Here is a 4,039-nt window from a genome sequence, read left to right on the forward strand (position 1 = left end):
TATAATAAAGAAAACGTGAAATCGAGTTTTTTCCGATTTCACGTTTTTCTTGAGAGACTAGTTATGTCCGAGCCTCTTCATTTATTTATTTCTGTTTATTAGATCTTCTAATAAAGCACTGATTTCTTCACGTCTATCTAAGGTTTCTTCTTTTAAAACTTCCAATTGATATCCTTCATCAGTTGTTGTGATATTAACAATATCGCCTTCATCTAGTTCAAGATCAAAAGTAGATGTTGGTAGGATCAGCTGGTTCATTTCTTCTGGTGCTTCCAAAAAAACATACATACCTTCTTCAATGCGGTCTAGTGTATATTTTTTACTTGAGCTCATTTACCTTCACTCCCTAACTTTTAATAGTGTGACGCATCTCCTGTGCCGAAGATATTTTTACTGACTAACTGAATAAGTTGTACCGTTTGTCTTAACAGTTATTGTACCTGATAAAGTATGATAAATACTTGATTTATATAATTTTAGACGATCCATCACTGCTTTATGAGGGTGACCATATTGATTATTTTTGCCATAAGAAAGTATCGTAACTTCTGGCTTAACTGCTTTTAAGAAGGCTTCGGAACTACTTGTATCTGATCCGTGATGACCAGCTTTTAAAATAGTAGATTTTACATTATATTTGCTCATTATTTCTGATTCTTTTCCTGTATCTGCATCACCTGTAAAAAGAAATGAAATATTATTATAAGCTAGCTTTAGTACAATAGATGCGTCGTTATTATCACTATTAGTCGTTCCAACATTTAGCACCTGCAGATTTAAATTATCAAATGTAATTTTTTCACCTTTAGTTGGTATTTTAAAGTTTATATTTTTATTACGAATTAATGTTAGCATGTCCTTATACGTATTTGAAGTATGCACTTTACCGCTATCCATAAATGTACCAATTTTAATGTTAGATTCCAAAACTTTTATTAGTCCCCCGATATGGTCTGCATCAGGGTGTGTAGCAACCACATAATCTAACTTTGTAATCCCTTGAGATTTGATGAATTTTACTACTGTATCACCTTTTGACTTTGTCCCACCGTCAATCAGCATGCTTTTCCCGTTTGGTGACTGGATTAATATTGAATCTCCTTGACCGACATCAATAAAATGTACTTTCATTTCTTTGGAAGATAAAGCTTCTAATTGAGCAAGCTTCGATTTAGATGGTGTCTCATACTTAACTTTTGAGCTTTTTTGTACGAAGCTTCCGCCACCTACTCCATATAATCCACCTTGCTCGCCTTTATATGTATAAACACGAAACTCTTCGCCCTTTTTTAAAGTACGAACTTTAGATAATGAACCATTTTCCAGTTTGACTAAATTTGTTTCAGCTAAAATTGTAACCTTACCAATTTGTCCTTTTTTAAGCTCGGTTTTTCCCCACATTACTGTTGTAGCATTGCTGTTTGAGGAAGCAGTTTGCTGTTCTAATAAAGCTAGCTTACTCTTTGATGGTGTTTCATACTTAACTTTTGCTGTATTTTTTTGTATGAAGCTTCCGCCACCTACACCATAAAGGCCGCCATGTTCACTTTTATAGCTATAGACACGGAATTCCTCGCCTTTTGTTAATGTTCGAACCTCTTTTAAAGAGTTATTTTCTATTTTTACTAGTTTAGTATTTGCTAATATTGTAACCTTGCCTATTTGCCCTAGTTTAAGTTCTGTTTTACCCCACATAACAGGTGCTGATTCTGCTACTGAAATGTTAGAGAAACTAATACCCATCATGATCATTAATGCTAAAAATATCTTTGTAAATTTTTTATACATGCTATTCTCTCCTTTTCTTATACTTTTATCCTACTTTCCTATTAAAAATATGTCGATGGAAGTTTCTAGCAACAAAAAAATGATACCTCTTAGGAGATACCATTGTACATTAACTATTTAACTTATCTTTCACATGCCCAGTTATCTTTGTCTCTGTCATGCTTTGGAGCATAGGCCGGATGCCCCTTTTTTACTCCCTGTGGATAAACCTTATTTAACTCTTTACAATTCTGAAACTTTGTAGGAGCCCCTGCAACAATCTCTAGGCCACTTTCTGTTTGACTTGGCTTCTGTGAAACTGGATTTTTCTGTGGATTTTTCTGTGCATTTTCTAAGAGAGCTAACTTTGACTTAGAAGGAGTTTCATATTTTATCTTATTCCCTTTTTGAATGTAGGCTCCCCCACCTACTCCGTACAAGCCACCTTGTGCACCTTTAAAACTGTACACACGGTATTCTTCACCCTTTTTCAACTTTCTTATCGTGCTTAATGATCCATTTCCTTCTAATTTTACTAAACTTGCATCTTCTAATACCGTCGCTTTACCAATTTGACCTAGCTTCAGTTCTGTTTTACCCCACATGACTTTACTTGCAGCTTCCATACTCGTCCCATTCATAAATACAAAGCTAATCACTAATACCAATACTACTACCCATTGCCCCAACTTCTTGTTCATTTCTTCACTCCTACCATAATTACTTTTCTTATATATTTTACCACTTTATGTTTAATTAATGGTAAAAACGGGAAAATGTTTCATTAGCAAAATGATTTCATTAAAATGTCAGTTATTAGTGAGTAACTGACATCCTCTACTATATAGCCTTTGTATACTTAAACGTCATAGTAAAATTCCAAATGTTATTCCACCGAATTATGAACGTTCTAATTTACATAAAAGATCAGTCATTTCAGGTTTTCCGTAATGTTAAATTACCGATGTACCTAAGTGTTGGAATTCGCGACATTTACAAGGGTTATTAGTTTTGAAGCGTTTTGTTAATAGATTAGTAGAAAGGAAGATACATCCCAGAGTATAAAAATTAAAATTGTAGGTTATTGATGAGACAAATCTCTTCTCTTTATATGAAGAAGAACTAATTTAAAAATAATAATTGACAAGGAGTCTAACAATGAAAAAATTAATCGGATTTATTACATTGGTAGTTTTAGCTGTATTTCTAACAGCATGTGGTGAGGATGAAACAACTAGAACGTTTGAGGCTGAGCAGAATGGCATTGCAACGACGTTAGAGTACACGGCTAAAGGTGATAAAGTAACAAAGCAAACAACAGAAAATATTATCGAGTATGAACTAGCTGGTATTGAATCGAAAGAACAGGCGAAAGAACTTTTTGAGCCTATGACCGAACAATTCCAAAACATTGATGGAATAACACATAAACTTGAGTATGATGATACCAAGGCAATCGAATCCTTAGTAATAGATTATGAGGCTGTCGACTTTGATGAAATTATGGACCTGCCAGGTATGACATTTAGCGAAGACCCTAAAAAGAATGGAATTAGTATGGAAAAATCAGCTGATATGCTAGTTAGTCAAGGCTTTAAGGAAGTAAAATAGTGAATGATGAACGCATTTGGATCCTCCAAGTGCGTTTTTTTATCGTACTTATTTTAGATATAAAAAAAGTAAAAGGCATTATCAAAGTTAGCCCTATACTGATCTTTGATATGCCTTTTTATTGCCTAACTTAAATTCTGAAATTATTTTGGTTCTTAAGAAGTTCATAGATTTTAATTAACAAAGTAATAATTATACTTAACATAGCTATGATTAGAATCGTACCAACTAGAATAGCATCAAGCGTTACCTGCACAAACGCTAAAAGCCCATAGCCTAACATTAAACTACCTAAAAAAATTAAAATGCCCATTGAAATATAGCGTGACATAAAACCCCCCCTATTCAATACTTCTGGTGTTGTTCCGTTTTACCCCACTTAACTTTAACATAATTATCCAAAACTGTTCCAAGTACTACAAAATTATTTATTTCATAAGAAAAAACAGCCCATTTAGATATGGACTGTTTACCAGGCACTATTCGAACAATTAATCAGTACATTAACTGGATCAATTCCTCTTTCGTTATCCCACCAAAGTATTTTGGTACGTCTACTGATTCTAGAGCTTGTTCAATGGCTTCTTTGCTATAATTTTTACCTACAAGCAGCACTTCAACCTCTTCTACTTCTCCTACTCCAAAGAAGTCTCCGAAAAAT

At 33.7% G+C, this 4,039-nt stretch carries 6 protein-coding genes; 1 reads left to right on the forward strand and 5 read right to left on the reverse strand.

The window, feature by feature from the left end; translation table 11 throughout:
- Positions 1 to 81: 81 nt before the first annotated feature.
- From AC06OU_RS07330 to AC06OU_RS07340, 3 genes are all read right to left on the reverse strand, one after another.
- Positions 82 to 333 (reverse strand): DUF3006 family protein, encoded by a 252-nt coding sequence (locus tag AC06OU_RS07330; protein WP_169360264.1) that lies wholly within the window; start codon positions 331 to 333, stop codon positions 82 to 84.
- A gap of 57 nt (positions 334 to 390) precedes the next feature.
- Positions 391 to 1,788 carry a ComEC/Rec2 family competence protein gene (locus tag AC06OU_RS07335; RefSeq protein ID WP_475854966.1) on the reverse strand — a complete coding sequence of 466 codons (1,398 nt, stop codon included), beginning with the start codon at positions 1,786 to 1,788 and terminating at the stop codon, positions 391 to 393.
- Between the two features lie 122 nt (positions 1,789 to 1,910).
- Positions 1,911 to 2,468, reverse strand: coding sequence for an excalibur calcium-binding domain-containing protein (locus AC06OU_RS07340; protein WP_475854967.1), 558 nt, complete (start codon positions 2,466 to 2,468; stop codon positions 1,911 to 1,913).
- Positions 2,469 to 2,925: 457 nt separating this feature from the next.
- Here AC06OU_RS07340 and AC06OU_RS07345 point away from each other — a divergent pair, with 457 nt between their 5' ends.
- The gene (locus tag AC06OU_RS07345) at positions 2,926 to 3,378 is read left to right on the forward strand and encodes a YehR family lipoprotein (protein ID WP_475854969.1); all 453 of its coding nucleotides are present in this window, start codon (positions 2,926 to 2,928) and stop codon (positions 3,376 to 3,378) included.
- Between the two features lie 130 nt (positions 3,379 to 3,508).
- Here AC06OU_RS07345 and AC06OU_RS07350 read toward each other — a convergent pair whose 3' ends face one another.
- Positions 3,509 to 3,709, reverse strand: coding sequence for a hypothetical protein (locus tag AC06OU_RS07350; RefSeq protein WP_475854971.1), 201 nt, complete (start codon positions 3,707 to 3,709; stop codon positions 3,509 to 3,511).
- Positions 3,710 to 3,873: 164 nt separating this feature from the next.
- On the reverse strand, positions 3,874 to 4,039 hold a 166-nt coding region (locus AC06OU_RS07355; protein ID WP_475854972.1), incomplete at its 5' end, for a lipoate protein ligase C-terminal domain-containing protein.

It is taken from the genome of Psychrobacillus sp., assembly GCF_056205495.1.

Bases quoted from the DNA above. Each gene is read 5' to 3' on its own strand.
- AC06OU_RS07330 (WP_169360264.1), bottom strand. From the start codon at position 333: ATGAGCTCAAGTAAAAAATATACACTAGACCGCATTGAAGAAGGTATG.
- AC06OU_RS07335 (WP_475854966.1), bottom strand. From the start codon at position 1,788: ATGTATAAAAAATTTACAAAGATATTTTTAGCATTAATGATCATGATG.
- AC06OU_RS07340 (WP_475854967.1), bottom strand. From the start codon at position 2,468: ATGAACAAGAAGTTGGGGCAATGGGTAGTAGTATTGGTATTAGTGATT.
- AC06OU_RS07345 (WP_475854969.1), top strand. From the start codon at position 2,926: ATGAAAAAATTAATCGGATTTATTACATTGGTAGTTTTAGCTGTATTT.
- AC06OU_RS07350 (WP_475854971.1), bottom strand. From the start codon at position 3,709: ATGTCACGCTATATTTCAATGGGCATTTTAATTTTTTTAGGTAGTTTA.